The 15,826-nt window shown below is 70.2% G+C and carries 14 protein-coding genes; 6 read left to right on the top strand and 8 right to left on the bottom strand.

Annotation, left to right across the window (positions count from 1 at the left end; genetic code table 11):
- Nucleotide 1: 1 nt before the first annotated feature.
- On the top strand, nt 2-844 hold the full coding sequence (locus G6N66_RS00255; protein ID WP_085235187.1) for a MaoC/PaaZ C-terminal domain-containing protein: 843 nt from the start codon (nt 2-4) through the stop codon (nt 842-844).
- Here the strand turns inward: G6N66_RS00255 and G6N66_RS00250 are convergent.
- From G6N66_RS00250 to G6N66_RS00240, 3 genes are read right to left on the bottom strand one after another with little or no spacing between them, the layout of a single operon-like run.
- Complete coding sequence (locus tag G6N66_RS00250; RefSeq protein ID WP_179968329.1) at nt 782-2,080, bottom strand: chloride channel protein; 1,299 nt, start codon at nt 2,078-2,080, stop codon at nt 782-784. The two genes, G6N66_RS00255 and G6N66_RS00250, sit on opposite strands and share 63 nt — an antisense overlap.
- On the bottom strand, nt 2,081-2,716 hold the full coding sequence (locus G6N66_RS00245) for a TetR/AcrR family transcriptional regulator (RefSeq protein WP_085235189.1): 636 nt from the start codon (nt 2,714-2,716) through the stop codon (nt 2,081-2,083).
- 36 nt (nt 2,717-2,752) lie between these two features.
- Nucleotides 2,753-3,892: a glycoside hydrolase family 3 N-terminal domain-containing protein gene (locus G6N66_RS00240; RefSeq protein ID WP_085235190.1), complete on the bottom strand. Its 1,140-nt coding sequence runs from the start codon at nt 3,890-3,892 to the stop codon at nt 2,753-2,755.
- Nucleotides 3,893-3,950: 58 nt separating this feature from the next.
- Here G6N66_RS00240 and G6N66_RS00235 point away from each other — a divergent pair, with 58 nt between their 5' ends.
- The 3 genes from G6N66_RS00235 to G6N66_RS00225 all read left to right on the top strand — a co-directional run bounded on the left by G6N66_RS00235 (nt 3,951) and on the right by G6N66_RS00225 (nt 9,808).
- Nucleotides 3,951-4,124 carry a DUF2613 domain-containing protein gene (locus G6N66_RS00235; protein ID WP_065443914.1) on the top strand — a complete coding sequence of 58 codons (174 nt, stop codon included), beginning with the start codon at nt 3,951-3,953 and terminating at the stop codon, nt 4,122-4,124.
- A 61-nt stretch (nt 4,125-4,185) separates the two neighbouring features.
- The gene (locus G6N66_RS00230; protein ID WP_085235191.1) at nt 4,186-8,334 is read left to right on the top strand and encodes an alpha-(1->3)-arabinofuranosyltransferase; all 4,149 of its coding nucleotides are present in this window, start codon (nt 4,186-4,188) and stop codon (nt 8,332-8,334) included.
- Nucleotides 8,335-8,386: 52 nt separating this feature from the next.
- A complete protein-coding gene (locus tag G6N66_RS00225) occupies nt 8,387-9,808 on the top strand; it encodes a lipase maturation factor family protein (protein WP_085235194.1) in 1,422 nt (473 codons plus the stop codon).
- Here G6N66_RS00225 and G6N66_RS00220 read toward each other — a convergent pair.
- From G6N66_RS00220 to G6N66_RS00205, 4 genes are read right to left on the bottom strand one after another with little or no spacing between them, the layout of a single operon-like run.
- On the bottom strand, nt 9,805-11,727 hold the full coding sequence (locus tag G6N66_RS00220; protein WP_179968237.1) for a PPE family protein: 1,923 nt from the start codon (nt 11,725-11,727) through the stop codon (nt 9,805-9,807). The two genes, G6N66_RS00225 and G6N66_RS00220, sit on opposite strands and share 4 nt — an antisense overlap.
- Before the next feature lie 22 nt (nt 11,728-11,749).
- A complete protein-coding gene (locus G6N66_RS00215; RefSeq protein ID WP_232079167.1) occupies nt 11,750-13,252 on the bottom strand; it encodes a PPE family protein in 1,503 nt (500 codons plus the stop codon).
- Nucleotides 13,253-13,254: 2 nt separating this feature from the next.
- On the bottom strand, nt 13,255-13,563 hold the full coding sequence (locus tag G6N66_RS00210; RefSeq protein WP_085234164.1) for a PE family protein: 309 nt from the start codon (nt 13,561-13,563) through the stop codon (nt 13,255-13,257).
- Complete coding sequence (locus tag G6N66_RS00205; protein ID WP_232079166.1) at nt 13,563-14,129, bottom strand: hypothetical protein; 567 nt, start codon at nt 14,127-14,129, stop codon at nt 13,563-13,565. The genes G6N66_RS00210 and G6N66_RS00205 overlap by 1 nt, the downstream gene beginning before the upstream one ends.
- Before the next feature lie 32 nt (nt 14,130-14,161).
- On the opposite strand from G6N66_RS00205, the gene G6N66_RS00200 reads away from it, so the two are divergent.
- Together G6N66_RS00200 and G6N66_RS00195 are read left to right on the top strand one after the other, a co-directional pair.
- Nucleotides 14,162-14,596: a hypothetical protein gene (locus G6N66_RS00200; protein WP_085234166.1), complete on the top strand. Its 435-nt coding sequence runs from the start codon at nt 14,162-14,164 to the stop codon at nt 14,594-14,596.
- A complete protein-coding gene (locus G6N66_RS00195; protein WP_085234167.1) occupies nt 14,593-15,381 on the top strand; it encodes a hypothetical protein in 789 nt (262 codons plus the stop codon). The genes G6N66_RS00200 and G6N66_RS00195 overlap by 4 nt, the downstream gene beginning before the upstream one ends.
- 28 nt (nt 15,382-15,409) lie before the next feature.
- Here the strand turns inward: G6N66_RS00195 and G6N66_RS00190 are convergent, their stop codons facing one another.
- A complete protein-coding gene (locus G6N66_RS00190; RefSeq protein WP_085234168.1) occupies nt 15,410-15,817 on the bottom strand; it encodes a TOBE domain-containing protein in 408 nt (135 codons plus the stop codon).
- Between the last annotated feature and the right edge of the window lie 9 nt (nt 15,818-15,826).

Below are 15,826 nucleotides of genomic sequence, written 5' to 3'. Positions count from 1 at the left end.
CATGAACCAACCCAGCGGGCTGAGAAATATGCTGCGCGCGGCCGCCGGCGCACTGCCGGTCGTGCCCCGCGCGGACACGTTGCCCAGCCGCACGGTCACCGTCGACGAACTGCCCATCGACCCCGCCAACGTCGCCGCGTACGCGGCGGTCACCGGTCTGCGCTACGGCAGCGACGTGCCGCTGACCTACCCGTTCGCGCTGACGTTTCCCGCGATGATGTCGCTGGTGACCGGATTCGACTTTCCTTTCGCCGCAATGGGATCCGTGCACACCGAGAACCACATCACGCAGTACCGGCCGATCGCGGCCACCGACACGGTGGGTGTGCGGGTGCACGCCGAAAACCTGCGCGAACACCGCAAGGGGCTGCTGGCCGACCTGGTGACCGACGTCAGCGTCGGCAACGATGTCGCGTGGCATCAGGTGACGACGTTCCTGCATCAGCAACGCACCAGCCTGTCCGACGAGCCCAAACCCCCGCCGCAGAAGCAGCCGAAGCTTCCCCCGCCCAACGCGATGCTGCGCATCACGCCCGGGCGGATCCGCCGCTACGCCGCCGTCGGCGGCGATCACAACCCGATCCACACCAACCCGGTCGCGGCCAAGCTTTTCGGCTTCCCCACCGTGATCGCGCACGGAATGTTCAGTGCCGCAGCGGTATTGGCGAACATCGAAGCTCGACTCCCGGAGGCCGTGCAGTACTCGGTCCGGTTTGGCAAGCCGCTGGTGCTGCCCGCCACCGCGGGGCTCTACGTCGACGAGGGCGCCGACGGCTGGGAACTAGCGCTGCGCAATGTCGCCAAGGGATACCCGCACCTGACGGGCACGGTCCGCGGGCTCTAGCAATTTCTGCAGTCCCCATGCGCCGAGCGCGGTGGTCAGGAAGACCAGGAACATCCACGGCGGCGGGTGGGCCAGTTCCCAGACGAAGATGGCGGCCCAGATCGGTGACCCCTGGGTGACGGCGAGCACCCCGGCCGCGCCGGCCAGCGAGGTCGCCGGTAGCTGAAAGTCGGTGCCGCCGGCCCAGTTGATGGTCAGCACCAGCAGCGACCCGGCCGCGGCGCCGGTGGCCAGCGACGGCGTGAGCATGCCGCCGGCGGCGCCGGCACGCAGGAACAGCGCGGTCAGCAGCGGCTTCAACGCCAGGATCGCGGCGGCCGACGCCAGGGTCATGCCCGTTTTCTCGGAGGCCAGGGCGACGGTGAGGATGCTCCTGCCGTTGCCGGGCAGCTCGGGCCACCAGTGCGAGCAGATGCCCATCACCAGCCCCGCGCCGGCAAGCGCGGGCACCAGCACCCAGGACTTCATCACGCGGGCGGGCCGCGCCGCCCGCATGAGCCGGTTGAACGCCAAACCGACCACCAGCGTCACCGGCGCCAAAATCAGTGCCCGCCCGGTCAATTGGAACGACAGATGCGGAGTGGGCCAGTCCAGGCTGGGGTGGTCGTGGGTGATCGCCGAGCCGACCGCGACGGCCAGGCTGGAGCTGATCAGCGCCGCGCCCAGCGCGCGTGGATGCCAGCTCTTCAGGATGATGCGCACGGTAAACAGCGCGCCCGCCAGCGGAACGGCATAGACCGCGCCGAGGCCGGCCCCGGCCGCGCACGCCAACAGGATCTGGCGGTCTCGCGGTGACTGCCGCCGCAACCAGCCGGTGCCGAAATCGCTTAGGGCCGCGGCGAGTTGACGCGGGGCACCCTCGCGCCCCAGCGATGCACCCGAGCCGACCAGCACCACCTGCAGCAGCGCATCGACGCTCCACGCCCGCCGGGGTACCGGGTCACCCCCGGTGATCGTCGGCTCGAGCGGGGGCACCGCGGCCCGCCGCCGCAGGATCCACCAGCCGAGGCCGGCGAGGGCGCCGCCGAGCATCGGCCCCACCGCGCGGCGAGTCGGGCTGCTCCCGATGACGCCGGTGAGCTGCGTACCGAGGCTGTAGTTGTAGGTGAGGTGCTGAACGAAGCGCAACACTTCCGTCGTCGCCAACCCGGCCACCCCGGCCAGCAACCCGACGATGACGACCGCACAGAAGAAATCGAGATTGGGGCGCGGCCGGGACCGGGGCACCCGACAAATCTAGCCCGTCTTGCCCGCCGCGACGTTCTGGCCGGCATCGCGATCGGCCCGGGTGCCCTTCAGGCCGCGCCAGAACAAATCGATCATCAGGGCGGCCGCCTCGTCGACCTCGGTGTCGCCGGTGGACAGCCGGTTGGCTATCGCCTCGCCGGCGCCCACCAGGGCCACGGCCATCGTCTCGATCTCGGCGTCGGCCCGCGGGTTGCGGGTACCGGAGCGCAGCAGCCCGCCCACCATGTCGATGATCTGCTCGCGTCCCTCGCGCACCTTGTGGGCGAACGCCTGCGAGCTGGTGGCCTGGGTGTACATCACAATCCAGGACGCCCGGTGGGCGTCGATGTAGCGCAGGAACGCGCCGATGGTGTTGCGCAGCATGTCTTTTGGGCTCTGCTTGAAGTCGACCTCGTCGCGCAGCGCTTCGATGAACCGGCCCATCTCACGGTCCAGGCACGCGCCGAACAGGTCCTCCTTGGAGCCGTAGTACAGGTACAGCATCGGCTTGGAGATGTGCGCTTCGGCGGCGATGGCGTCCATCGAGGTCTCGTGGTAGCCGTTGACCGAGAACATCTGCACGGCGGCGTCGAGCATCTGCTGCTCGCGGACCGCACGAGGCAACCGCTTGGTACCACCTGCCATGTCGCGTACTCCTCTAGCTCTAGCTAAGGGTAAGCATTAGCGGCCGCACTTCGGGCTGCGACCCTTCATCGCGGCCACCCGCTGCACCGACTTATCGACGGCCGCCATCGTCAGTTCGCCCGATGCCAGCGCCTTTTCCAACCGGTCCAGCACCGCGGGCACCTCGTCGGTGGTGACCCACAGGGCGACATCGGTCCCGGCCTGCAGGGCGCGCAGCACCGCGTCGGACACGCCGTATTTGCTGGAGATCGCGACCATGCTGGACAGGTCGTCGCTGAACACGGGGCCGTCGAACGGCGGGGCGCCGTAGCCGATGCCGTCGCGCAGCAGGTCCACCGCGGCCTTGCTCAGGCTGGCCGGGTCGTCACCGGTCAAACCGGGAACCTGCAGGTGACCCATCATCACGCCGACGCGGGGGGCGGCCACCAGCGTGCGGTAGGGCACCAGGTCGTTGCCCTGCAGGTCGGCCAGCGGCGGCGTGACGACGCCGCCCTTGTGCGAATCGCCGGAGCCGTGGCCGTGGCCGGGAAAGTGCTTGAGCACCGGCAGCAACCCGGCGTCGCGCAGCCCCTGCGCGAACGCCCCGGCGTAGGCGGTGACCGTTTGCGGATCCGAGCCGAAGGACCGGTTGCCGATCACCGCGTCGTCGGGCTCGTCGGTGACGTCGACGACCGGGGCGAAGTCGATGGTGATGCCCAGCTCTTTCATCTTTTGACCACGCTGCAGGGCCAGGTCGTGGACCTGCTGGACGGTTTGGGTCTGGGCCAGCTGCTTGGGTGACGGCGCGGTGCCGATCCTCGACTTCAACCGCGAGACCCGTCCGCCCTCTTCGTCGACACTGACCGCCAGGGGCAACGGTCCCGGGTTGGCGGTGATGTCGGCCAGCGGGCCGTCGAAGATCGACATGTCGGTCCAGCTGCCGATGAAGATGCCGCCGACGTGATGGTTGTCGACGACGGCGCGGGCGTCGTCGGCGTTCTTGATCCCGACCATGAGCAGCTGGGCCAGCTTGTCGCGCGGCGGCAACGTGGTGGGATCACCGCAGTTCGGCGGAGGGGGCGCCGCCGTCGGCGTGCTGACCTTGGTGCTGGCGGGGGGTTTCGAGCCATGGTGGCCACACGCCATCAGCAGCGTCGATACGGCGGCGAGCACGAGCAGCTTGCGCGCAAAAGGCATCCGGCCATGGTGCCACGGCGAGGTGGCGGTGCTCGTTGCGCCTGCTAGGTTGGCTGACATGAACCGGATCATTGCGCCCGCCGCCGCGAGCGTGGTGGTTGGCCTGCTGCTGGGCGCGGCCGCGATCTTCGGGATCACGCTGATGGTCCAGCAGGACACCAAGCCGCCCCTGCCGGGCGGGGATCCGCAGTCGTCGGTGCTCAACCGGGTTGAATACGGGAACCGTAGCTAGCCCGGCGGCACGCGCGGTTTCCGCGGAGCCGGATTCGCTCCCGGATTCACCCACTCCGGCCGTGTCCCGCCGCTGGCTGCTGCTGGTCGCAGCCGTCGCACTGGCATTGACGTTCGCGCAATCCCCCGGGCAGATCTCGCCCGACACCAAGCTCGACCTCACCGCGAACCCGCTGCGCTTCCTGGCGCGCGCGACCAACCTGTGGAACAGCGAGCTGCCGTTCGGGCAGGCGCAGAACCAGGCCTACGGCTACCTGTTTCCGCATGGCACCTTCTTCGTGATCGGCCACCTGCTGGGCGTGCCCGGGTGGATCACCCAGCGGTTGTGGTGGGCGCTGCTGTTGACGGCCGGCTTTTGGGGTCTGCTGCGGGTCGCCGAGGCGCTGCGCGTTGGCGGTCCGTCCTCGCGGGTGATCGGGGCGGTGGCGTTCGCGCTGTCGCCGCGGGTGCTGACCACGCTCGGCTCGATCTCGTCGGAAACCCTGCCGATGATGCTGGCGCCGTGGGTGCTGCTGCCGACGATCCTGGCGCTGCGAGGCGGAGCCGGCCGGCCGATGCGCGTGCTGGCCGCACAGGCCGGGCTGGCCGTGGCGCTGATGGGCGCGGTCAACGCCATCGCGACGCTGGCCGGTTGCCTGCCCGCGGTGATCTGGTGGGCCTGCCACCGGCCCAACCGGACGTGGTGGCGCTACACCGCGTGGGCGCTGCTGGCCTTCGCCCTGGCGATGCTGTGGTGGGTGGTGGCGCTGGTGCTGCTGCGCAACGTCAGCCCCCCGTTTTTGGACTTCATCGAGTCCTCGGGTGTGACGACGCAGTGGTCGTCGCTGGTCGAGATGCTGCGCGGCACCGACAGTTGGACCCCGTTCGTGGCGCCGACGGCCACCGCGGGCGCGCCGCTGGTCACCGGGTCCGTCGCCATCTTGGGCACCTGCCTGGTCGCGGCGGCCGGGCTGGCCGGCTTGGCCGGCTCGGGTTCTCAGGGCATGCCGGCCCGTGGGCGGTTGGTGACGATGCTGCTGATCGGCGTGGTGCTGATGGCCGCCGGCTACGCGGGCGGCCTGGGCTCGCCGCTGGCCCACCAGGTGCAGGCGTTCCTGGACGCCGGCGGCGCCCCGCTGCGCAACGTGCACAAGCTGGCGTCGGTGATCCGGATCCCGCTGGTGCTCGGCCTGGCGCAGCTGCTGGGCCACGTCCGGTGGCGCGAGTTCGCGCACCCCGAGCGGGACAAGCGGGTGGCCGTCGGAATCGTCGCGCTGACCGCGCTGTTGGTCAGCACCTCGCTGGCCTGGACCGGCCGGCTCACCCCGCCGGGCGCGTTCGGCGCGATCCCGCAGTACTGGCACGACGCCGCCGACTGGCTGCGCGCGCACGACGCCAAAGGCCGGGCGCTGGTGGTTCCGGGCGCGCCGTTCGCCACCCAGGTGTGGGGCACCAGCCACGACGAGCCGCTGCAGGTGCTCGGCAGCGGCGCCTGGGGAGTCCGCGACTCCATTCCTTTGACGCCGCCGCAGACGATCCGGGCGCTGGATTCGGTGCAGCGGCTGTTCGCCGCCGGGCGCCCTTCGGTCGGCCTCGCCGATACCCTTGCCCGCCAAGGCATTTCGTATCTGGTATTGCGCAACGACCTGGATCCCGAGACGTCGCGGTCGGCGCGCCCGATCCTGGTGCACCGCGCGATCGCGGGGTCGCCGGGGCTGCGGCGGGTGGCGCAGTTCGGAGCGCCGGTGGGGCCCGGCACGCTGGCCGGCTTCGTCGCCGACAGCGGCCTGCGCCCGCGGTATCCCGCTGTCGAAATCTATCGGGTGATCGACCCGGTGGTGACCGCCGGCGACCCGGGTGCGCCGTACTTCGCCGATGTCGGCGCGCTGGCGCGCATCGACGGCGGGCCCGAGGCGCTGCTGCGTCTCGACGAGCGACGCCGGCTGCTGGGCCAGCCGGCGCTGGGTCCGGTGTTGCTGACCGCGGATGCCCGCGGCGCCGGGCTGCCGGTGCCGCGGGTCACGGTGACCGACACCCCGGTGGCCCGCGAGACCGACTACGGCCGGGTGGACCGTCACTCGTCGGCGATCCGGGCGCCGGGTGACGCCCGGCGTACCTACAACCGGGTGCCGGATTACCCGGTGCCCGGCACCGACACGGTGTTCGGCGGGTGGACCGGGGGCCGCGTCACGGTGTCGAGCTCGTCGTCGGATGCCACCGCCATGCCCGACGTCGCGCCGGCCACCTCGCCCGCCGCCGCGCTCGACGGCGACCCGGCGACCGCCTGGGTGTCCAATGCGCTGCAGGTGGCCGTCGGCCAGTGGCTGCGGGTCGACTTCGACCATCCGGTGAGCAACGCCGTGCTGACCGTCACGCCCAGCGCGACCGCCGTCGGCGCCCAGGTCCGGCGCATCGAGGTGGAAACCGCCACCGGCAGCACCACGCTGCGGTTCGACGAGGCGGGCAAGCCGCTCACCGTCGCGCTGCCCTACGGGGAGACCCCGTGGCTGCGGCTCACCGCCGCCGCCACCGACGACGGGTCCGCCGGTGTGCAGTTCGGCATCACCGACCTGGCGATCACCCAGTACGACGCGTCGGGATTCGCCCATCCGCTCACGCTGCGGCACACCGTGCTGGTCCCCGGGACACCGGCCGGCGCGGCGGTCGCCGGGTGGGATCTGGGTACGGAGCTACCCGGCCGGCCGGGCTGCGCGCCGGCACCCGACGGCGTGCGCTGCGCCGCATCGATGGCGCTGGCCCCGGAGGAGCCGGTCAACTTCAGTCGCACGCTGACCGTGCCCGCCCCGGTGTCGGTGACACCGACGCTCTGGGTGCGGCCGCGCCAAGGCCCCAAGCTGGCCGATCTGGTCGCCGAGCCGAATACCACTCGGGCGCAAGGTGATTCGGACGGAATCGACATCCTCGGCTCGGCCTACGCGGCCACCGACGGCGACCCGGCCACCGCCTGGACCGCGCCGCAGCGCGTGGTGCAACACAAGAGCCCGCCGACGCTCACGCTCACCCTGCCCCGGCCGGTCGAGGTCGCCGGGCTGCACCTGGTGCCCGGCCGGTCGGCGCTGCCCACGCGCCCGAGCATGGTGGCGGTCGACCTCGGCGACGGGCCGCAAGTGCGTGAGTTGCGCGCCGGCGAGCCGCAAACCCTGTCGCTGCATCCCCGGGTCACCGACACCGTCACCGTCAGCCTGCTCGACTGGCAGGACGTCATCGACCGCAACGCGCTGGGTTTCGACCAGCTCAAGCCGCCCGGGCTGGCCGAGGTCGCGGTGCTGGGCACCGACGGCAGCGCGATCGCGCCCGCCGACGCCGCACGCAACCGGTCCCGGGAGATCGTCGTCGGCTGCGATCGCGGTCCGGTGATCGCGGTGGCCGGCCGGTTTGTGCACACCTCGATCCGCACGACGGCGGGTGCGCTGCTGGACGGCGGGCCGGTGCGCGCCCTGCCCTGCGATGCGGACCCGATCGCGCTGCCGGCGGGGCAGCAGGAGTTGCTGATCAGCCCCGGCGATGCGTTCGTGGTGGATGGCGCCCAGCTGTCGGCCGCGGGGGCGCTCGCCAGCGCGTCGGTGACCCCAGCCGTTACCGGGGCGTGGGGTCCGGCCCGGCGGGAAGTGCGCGCCGCGGTCGCGGACGTGCCTCGCGTGCTGGTCATTCCCGAGAGCATCAACCCGGGCTGGGTGGCGCGCACCGGCAGCGGGGCCCGGTTGACGCCGGTGGCGGTCAACGGGTGGCAGCAGGGCTGGGTGGTGCCCCCCGGCGATGCCGGCACCATCACGCTGACGTTCGCGTCCAACTCGCCCTACCGGGCGGGTCTGGCGGTGGGTCTGGCGTTGCTGCCGCTGCTGGCGCTGCTGGCCTTGTGGCGTCGCCGCCGGGTGCGTGCCGACGAGGCACCGGCCCTGCCCTGGGCGCCCGGGGTGTGGGCTTCGGTCGGGGTGGTCGGGGCTTGCGCGGTGATCGCCGGGGTGGCCGGGGTTCTGGTGGCCGGCGCGTTGCTCGGTTTGCGGTATGCGTTGCGGCCGCGCGATCGCGTCATCGTGTGGCTGAGCGCCGGCGGGCTGATCCTGGCCGGGGCGCTGCTGTCGCGGCATCCGTGGCGATCCGTGGACGGCTACGCCGGTCATTCGGCGAATGTGCAACTGCTGGCGTTGATTTCGCTGGCCGCGGTGGCCGCATCGGTGGTCACTATGCAGGAGCGCACACGCGGCGGATAATCGGCGGCAAGGTTTACCGGCCTTTCGACTGGATGTGTGCGTTGCGGTGAGCGTGGGATGGTTTTCGGCGCCCGACTACTGGCTGGGCAGGTTGGCGCTCGAGCGTGGCACGGCGGGTATCTATGCGATCGCGTTCGTCGCGGCCGCACGGCAGTTCCGCGCGCTGATCGGTGAACACGGGATGCTGCCGGTGCCACGGTATTTGGCCGCGCAATCGTTCCGGCGGGTCCCGAGCCTGTTCCACCTGCGCTATTCCGATCGACTGTTCGCCACCGTCGCCTGGTCGGGCGCGGCCCTGTCGGCGGCGGTGGTGGCCGGCGCGGCCGATTTGGTTCCGCTGTGGGGCGCGATGTTGATGTGGCTGACGCTGTGGGTGCTGTACCTGTCGATCGTCAACGTCGGGCAAACGTGGTATGGGTTCGGTTGGGAGTCTTTGCTGCTGGAGACCGGGTTTTTGGCGATCTTCCTCGGCAACGACGAGACGGCTCCCCCGCTGCTGGTGTTGTGGCTGGCGCGGTGGCTGCTGTTCCGCGTCGAATTCGGCGCCGGGCTGATCAAGATGCGCGGGGACCCGTGCTGGCGCAACCTGACGTGCCTGTTCTACCACCATGAAACCCAGCCGATGCCCGGGCCGCTCAGCTGGTTCTTTCATCATCTGCCCAAGCCGCTGCACCGAATTGAGGTGGCGGGCAATCACTTTGCGCAGTTGATCGTGCCGTTCGGGCTGTTCGCTCCGCAGCCAGTGGCCAGTGTGGCCGCCGCGATCATCGTCGTCACCCAGCTCTGGCTGGTGGCGTCGGGCAACTTCGCCTGGCTCAACTGGGTGACGATCGCGCTGGCGTGCAGCGCGATCGCCCTACCGGGCCATCCCGCGCTGGCGGCACCGCCGACCTGGTTCGTCGCGCTCGTGGTCGCGGTCACCGTGGCGATCGTGTTCCTCAGCTACTGGCCGGCGCGCAACATGATCTCGTCGGATCAACGAATGAATATGTCGTTCAACCCGTTTCATCTCGTGAACACGTACGGCGCCTTCGGTAGCATCGGCCGCGTCCGCCGCGAGGTGGTGATCGAGGGAACCGACGAGCCGCGAATCACCCACCAGACGGTGTGGCAGGAATACGGGTTCAAGGGCAAGCCCGGCGCGGTGAATCGCCTACCGCGCCAATGGGCCCCCTATCATCTGCGGCTGGACTGGTTGATGTGGTTCGCCGCCATCTCGCCCGGCTACGCCCAGCCGTGGCTGACGCCGTTCTTGCAGCGGCTGCTGCGTAACGATCCGCCGACCCTGCGGCTGTTGCGGCACAATCCCTTTCCCGAATCCCCGCCCCGGTTTGTCCGCGCGCAGCTCTACGAGTACCGCTTCACCACACCGGCCGAACTGCGTCGCGACCGGGCCTGGTGGCATCGCACACTGGTGGGCGGCTACGTCCGGCCCATGACGCTTCGCACGGCGGCGAATCCGCAAGGCAGCTAACGGAAGAAGCCCGCCACCCCGCTGCGGTTGTTGAACGCGCCCGAGCTGTGGTCGCCCTTGTTCGAGATGCCCGAATCCTGCAGGCCCGCGTTGTTGATGCCGACGCTCAGACCGTCCCCGGTCTGGTTGCCACCCGAATTGACAAACCCGACGTTCTGGTTGCCCAGGTTGAGGAAGCCCACGTTTTGGATGCCGGTGTTCTCGATGCCGACATTGCCGGATTTGCCGCTGGTGTTGCCGAAGCCGGCCGTGATGCCGCCAGCGCCGCCGCCACCGCCGCCGCCACCACCGCCGCCGCCACCGCCACCGCCACCGCCGCTGGCGGTGTGGTTACGGAAGCCCGAGGAGTGGCTGCCGGCGGCCGTGGTGTTGCCGAAGCCCGAATTTCCGGTGCCGGTGTTGCCGAAGCCCGAGTTCGCACTGGTGGAGTTTGTCGAGATCCCGAAACCGGTGTTGAGGTTGCCGGTGTTGAAGGCGCCGGTGTTGGTGTCACCCGCGTTCCCGAAGCCCGTGTTCAGGTTGCCGGAGTTGAACCAGCCCGAGTTGCCGCCCAAGCCCGCTCCGGAATTGAAGCTGCCCCAGTTGAACCCGGAGCCGGAGTTGAAATCGCCCGCGTTGTGCCCGTGACCCGAGTTGAACGCGCCCATGTTGTGCCCGAGGCCCGAGTTGAACATGCCCATGTTGCTGCCGCCGCCCGAGTTGAACATGCCCATGTTCAACGGGCTGGAGTTCGCGAAACCGGTGTTCGTGCTGCCCGAGTTGTGGCCACCGGTGTTGAAGTTGCCCGCGTTGCCGAAGCCGAAGTTCCCGTTCCCCGAGTTGCCGATGCCGACGTTGCCGTTGCCCGAGTTGAAGAACCCGACGTTGCCGCTGCCGGAGTTGAACAAGCCGATGTTGTTGCTGCCCGAGTTGAGCCCGCCGAACCCGACCTTGTTGTCGCCCGAGAGTCCGATGCCGATGTCGTGGTTACCGGTGTTGCCGAAACCGATGTTGTTGCTGCCCTTGTTGCCGAAGCCGATGTTGTTGTTGCCCGCCAAGCCATTCAGACCCGAGTTGCCGGCGCCGAAGTTGCCGCTGCCGATGTTGCCGCTGCCCCAGTTGCCATTGCCGATATTGCCGGAGCCCACGTTCGAGGCCCCCTGGTTGCCGTTGCCGAAGTTGGCGTTGCCGGCGTTGCCCGAACCCACGTTCCGGATGCCGGTGTTGCCCGACCCCAGGTTGCCGTCGCCGGTGTTGCCCGACCCGGAGTTCTGGTTGCCGCTGTTTCCCGAGCCGATGTTGTTCATGCCGGTGTTTCCGCCACCCAGGTTGTTGTCACCGCGATTTCCCGAACCCAGGTTGCCGGTGCCGGTGTTGCCCATGCCGAAATTGAGGCTGCCCTTGTTGCCGGGGCCGAAGTTGATGCTCGACGAAGCCAGCGACGCCAGTCGCGCGGCGACCGTCGAAGCACCGGCGTGATAACCGGCCATCGCCGTCACGTCCGCGGCCCACATCTGCTCGTACTCGGCCTCCGAGGCGGCGATCGCGGAAGCGTTCTGCCCGAACAGATTCGACCCGACCAGCGAGACGAACCGGGAACGATTCGACGCCACCAGCACCGGATGCACCATGGCGGCGCGCGCGGCCTCATACACGGACACCAGTGCGCGCGCCTGCGCGGCCGCCGTCTCCGCCCGAGCGGCGTGAGCACCCAGAAAGGCGGCATACCGGCTCGCGGCATCCGCCATCGCGGTCGCCGCCGCACCCTGCCACGCCTGTGCGATAAGGCCCGACGTCGCCGCCCCGAACGAGTCTGCCGCCGAAGTCAATTCACCGGCCAATCCATCCCAGGCGGCCGCGGCCGTGGTCATTGGCGCTGAGCCGGCCCCGGAGAACATCAACGCCGAGTTGATCTCCGGTGCCAAAGTCAAAAAGCTCACTAATACAACCCCTTTCACACTTTCACGGGTTCGTCATACCGTCGGACAGATCGCGCCAGCTCCCCGGCAGCATTGGCGCACGCGGACTTCCACCGAACGCGTCGCCGCCAAGCGTGCTCAGCCCCGCCGGCCGCAGTTCGGCTTTGGGCACCGTTCCGGTGAACCCCACCGTCCCGGCGCCCTGCCCCGAGTGTTCGTCGGCCGTGAGGTACTCGTAGCGGTGACCGCGGCCGACGGGCGCCCGCAGACGTCGCGCGGCCCGCGTCGGCGCCCGGCGCTCGGCCGTCGGGGCCGCCGTGGTCGCCGCGGTGGTTTCGCTGGTTGATTCCGCGGCCGCCATGCGAGCGCCCAGCGTGGGTCCGAAGCTCGGCCCGGGGCCGCCCACCAAATACGCGAACCCCTCCGCACCCGGCACCGGGGCCGGGCTCGCCGGGACGGCGGCAACCGAGCCGACCTCGGCAGCCGGTACCGGCGGCGTCGGCAGCGGCGCGGGGGTCATTACCGGTGCGGCCAGCACCGCCACCGGCGGCGACCCGGGCGACGCCGCAACCGGAGCCGGGACGAGCGGAACCGGCGCTGCCGGCTGCGCGAGCCCGGCCAGCCCCGACAGCCCGGCCAGGCCGCCGAGCCCGGTGACGGCCAGGTTCAGCACCACCGGCGACAGGAGTGGGGACGTCTGCAGGATGAAACGCACCGTGCGCAGCGTCCAGTTGACGATGCGGAAGGTCTGCCATGCGACGAAATAGGAGAGGAGCCCCGACAGCTGCGCCGGATCCGACAGGGCTCGGGGGAGGTTGGTTTCCAGGAACGCGATGGCTTTCTGGTTGCCGCTGATGAAGTTGGACAGGTTCTGCAAGTACTGCAGCGGGGTCCAATTGGGTTGTCCCTGACCGGGAATCCGCACCCCGTTGAGACCGAAGATCATCTGCCATATTTCCGCCGGTGTGGGCAACTGGAATCCGCCGCCACCGCCACCGCCACCGCCGCCGCCGCCACCGCCACCGCCGCCGCCACCGCCGCCGGGGCCGGTCGCCCGCGCCGCTTCGGTCGTCGCCTGGTAGGTGCTCATCGTGGTGGCGGCCTGCGTCCACATCCGCGCGTAGTCGGCTTCGTTCAGCGCGATCGGAATGGTGTTGATGCCAAAGAAATTCGTCGCCACCAGCACGCCGTGCACCACGTGGTTGGCGGCCAGCTCGGCCAGGGTCGGCATCGCCGCCACCGCAGCGGTGTAGGCCGCGGCCACCGCCTGGTGTCGGGCGGCCGCCCCGGCACTGACGGCGCTGGCCAGCATCAACCACGCCAGGTACGGCCCGTGCGCGGCGACGTACCTCGCTCCCGTCGGGCCCTCCCACACCTGTTCCGCGCCGGCCAGCACCGCGGTGAGTTCGGTTGCCGCTGAGTCGTATTCGCCGCTCAGCGCCGTCCACGTTTCAGCGGCGGCCAGCATCGGACCCGGGCCGGGCCCCGTGCTCAGCGACGCCGAGTGCACCTCCGGCGGAAACGCCATCCAAACCGGTGCGAGCATCCTCAATCACCGGCAAGCAGATACGTCGAGGCGGCCGCCGCGTCTCCGGCGGCATAGCTTGCCCCGGCCTGCGCGACTCCGAGTCCCGCCCGACCCAGCACCTCGACGCCGCGGGCCACCACCGCCTCGTGTTGGCTGCCCTCCGCGCTGAATTCGGCCGCGGCCCACGTCGACACCGGGTCCACCGCCGGCGGCAGCACCACCGAGATCGCCGGGGCCGCGGCGGCGTGCGCCGCCGCGAGTCGTGCGGTAATCGCCTCCACGGCCGCGCTGGTCGCCGCCAGACCCTCGGGAACGACTCGTAACGTCATCACTGGGTCCTTTCGTCCGTTCCGTCCCTGATGTCACGGTGTCGACGAACGCCCGTCGATGCGGACCCGATGGCCCAGCCCAGCAGCCCGGCCGCCAACCCGAAACCCAAATGGAACAGCCCCTTTTCGACCATTCCCGCCCTGCCGAGCAGCACCGCTAGCGAGTCGGCCAGCGCGACCAGGTGGATCGGGGCGGCGGCCAGCACGATCAACCACCGCCGTCTGCGCACTGCGGCGGTCGAGGCCACCGCGTACAGCAGGATCGCGGCGGCCAAGTAACGCGCGCTGCCGGTGCCGGGTGAAAGATGCGCCGCGAACGTCGCGATCGTCGAGGCGGCCCCCACCGCCACCACCGTCAGCCGCCGCGGGGTCGCCACCGCGACCGCCACCAACACCGTCAGCCACACCAGGCCGCGGTGTCCGGGCAGGCCGATCGGCATCCGGATATCCGACGAAACCACGATCACCGCGACGGCAAGCAAGGGCATGACGGCCTGCCGGCCGGCCCACCGCAGCGTCGCTACCGCCGAGCGAGGTGCGGGACGCGCACCCACCCATGACGTCATGTGCGGAACGCTACTCGCATATTGTTCCGTTCATGCGGAATTTATCCTGCATAATTCCTGTATATGCGGTCTTCGCTTTTTTGCTGGTGGGCACGGGTGCGTGCGCGGGGTCGGCGCCCGACGCTGCCGGTTCGCTCGTCGTCCAGCAGGACGGCAGGGTGCTGGACCGGTTGACCCTGCCGCGGTTGCGGGGCCTCCCGCAGGTCGAGATCGCCACCCCGCAGTCGCGAGGCGCGCAGGTCCAGAAGGGGCCCACCGTGCGCTCGGTCCTTGACGCCGCCGGCGCCACCGGCGTCAACCGGGTGCGAATAGAGGGCCGCGACCCGGCCCAGACGCTGACCAACGAAGAGCTCACCGACCAGGTCATCCTCGGCGTGACCAAACGAAACACGCTCAAGCTCACCGGCACCCAACTCGGCAGGGAGCGATGGGTGCGCGATGTCACCGCGATGGTCGTCAACCCATGACGCAGGCACGCGCGCTGGCCGGGGTCGACCTGCTCATCGGGATCGACGACACCGACGACCTGGCCAGCCCCGGAACGGGACGCCGGGCGCGCGCGCTGCTGCGCGAACTGGCCGACGCGGGATTGGGCAGGCCGGCCGGAGCCACCCGCCACCAACTACTCGTCGACGACCGCATCCCCTACACCTCGCACAATTCCAGCGCCTGCCTGGCCTGGCGGAGCGCCGACGGAGATCCCCAGGCCGTGGCGGCCGACGTCGTCGCGCTGGCCGGACGGTTTCTCGAACGGGTCTGCCCACCCGACGCCGACCCGGGCCTCGCCGTGGCCATCCCGGGCCGGCTCAACGGGACGATCCCGGCCCTGGTGGATTTCGGACGTCGCGCAAAGCGAGAAGTGCTGCGCACCTCGGATGCCCGCGACCTCGCCGCCACGCTGGGCGTGCATCTTTCCGGGCACGGCGGCACCCGGGACGGCGTGCTGGGGGCGCTGGCCGCGGTCGGGCTGCACCTGTCGGGCAACGATGGCCTGTTTATCACCCTGCCCGGCCTGTTGGAGCTGCCGCGCGAAACCACCATCGATGACCTGCGCGCCCGCATACCGCTCGATCACGCCCGCGACGACGACCACCGCCAGCCCGCGCCCGGTGAGCTGATCGAGTTGGGCGACTGGGTGCATCCCGTGCTGCTCGACGGTCGCACGGTGCTCCTCCTGGAACCGCCCCGCCAGCGCCCGGATGGGCGCCACGCCTGGCGTACCGCACCACGATCTGTCGTCAAGCAATATTGAGGGCGGTGCCCGTCACCGCGTTACCGCGTTACCGCGTTTCGTTGGGGGTCTCGACGATGATGTTGGTCGCCTTGACGACAGCGACGGCGAGGCTGCCCGGCTCGAGCTTCAGTTCGCGGGCAGCCTCGGCGCTCATCAGAGAAACGACTTTGAATGGCCCACACTGCATCTCGACCTGGGCCATCACCTTGTCCATGACCACCCGGGTGACCAGGCCAACGAAGCGGTTGCGCGCCGAGCTTTGGACGTTGAGCGGATTGGCGGGCAACCGTGCCGCGTTGTCACGGGCGAATTCGGCGAGAGCGTCGCCGGTGATCACCTTGCGGCCGGACGCGTCGCGACCGACGGGCAAGAGTCCCTGGTCGATCCAGCGGCGCACGGTATCGTCGCTGACGCCGAGCAGCTCGGCCGCCTCGCGGATCCGCACATTCGGCACGGTTAGTTC

The sequence above is a fragment of the Mycobacterium conspicuum genome, from assembly GCF_010730195.1.
Lineage (GTDB): Bacteria > Actinomycetota > Actinomycetes > Mycobacteriales > Mycobacteriaceae > Mycobacterium > Mycobacterium conspicuum.
This window is presented reverse-complemented; position numbering and strand designations above follow the sequence as displayed.